The organism is Gordonia sp. 852002-50395_SCH5434458 (assembly GCF_001665905.1).
Taxonomy (GTDB): domain Bacteria; phylum Actinomycetota; class Actinomycetes; order Mycobacteriales; family Mycobacteriaceae; genus Gordonia; species Gordonia jacobaea.
This window is the reverse complement of the sequence record NZ_LZTC01000044.1, coordinates 1-1,002: the sequence shown is the minus strand read 5'-3', so window position 1 is coordinate 1,002 and position 1,002 is coordinate 1. Positions and strand designations below refer to the sequence as shown.

Annotated in this window: 2 protein-coding genes; both read left to right on the top strand. The window is 62.8% G+C overall.

Going from position 1 to position 1,002, the window contains the following annotated elements; genetic code table 11:
* A partial coding sequence (locus A5785_RS10690) for a transposase (RefSeq protein WP_064866354.1) occupies positions 1-283 on the top strand: 283 nt, incomplete at its 5' end.
* Between the two features lie 50 nt (positions 284-333).
* Positions 334-1,002, top strand: a 669-nt coding sequence (locus A5785_RS23260) for an IS3 family transposase (RefSeq protein ID WP_231895462.1), incomplete at its 3' end; no start/stop codon positions are given.

The window sequence follows — 1,002 nt, the reverse complement described above, 5'->3', positions numbered from 1 at the left end:
CATGGCAGGACGTAAGCGTCACTCGGCGGAGGACATCGTGCGCAAGCTGCGCCGGGCCGATGAGTTGGCTGCGGAAGGCAAGACCGGCGAGGAGATCGCCGCTGATCTCGAGGTGTCGGCGGCGACGTTGTACAACTGGCGCCGCCAGTACGGCGGCATGGATGGCGACGCGACGAAGGAACTCAAAGAGCTGCGCGAGCAGAATAGCCGTCTCAAGCGGCTACTGGCTGACGCGGAGTTGGAGAAGGACGCGTTGCGGGAGATCGCGAAGGGAAAATTCTGAGCCCAACTGCCAAACGTGCCGCCATCGACATGCTCAAGGACGTGAAGAGCATGTCAGAACGTATGGCGTGCAAGGTCGTTGGGCTTTCCAGGTCGGCCTACCGTCGGCTACCGCACGCACACACGCCAGCCGATCCGGACGCCGCACTGCGTGACCAGTTGCGCACCTATGCCCGCAAACACCCGCGGCACGGGTTCCGGCGAGCGTGGGCGCACCTGCGCTTCGACGACGGCATCGAGATCAACAAGAAGAGGGTGCATCGACTGTGGAAGGAGGAGGGCCTGCAAGTGCGGCGTGCTCCGCGCCGCAAACGCGCCGGCCAATCATCGGTCCCGGTCATCGAGGCTGATGCACCGAAAGTGGTGTGGGCGTTGGACTTTCAGTTCGATTCCACCGTCGATGGGAAGACGATAAAGATCGCATCGATGGTGGACGAGCACACCCGGCTATCGCTGCTGAACATCGTGGACCGCTCGATCACCGCCGAACGGCTGATCGAGGAGTTGGAGAAGACTTTCGCGATCTGGGGTGGCCCGCCCATGGTGCTGCGCATGGACAACGGCCCTGAGTTCATCTCAGAAGCCCTGCGCGACTTCTGTGCAGGGTCGGTCGGGATCTCCTACATTCCGCCCGGCACACCGTGGAACAACGGGTTCATCGAGTCGTTCAACAACCGGCTGCGCGACGAGTGCTTGAACCGCAACTGCTGGCCCACCCTG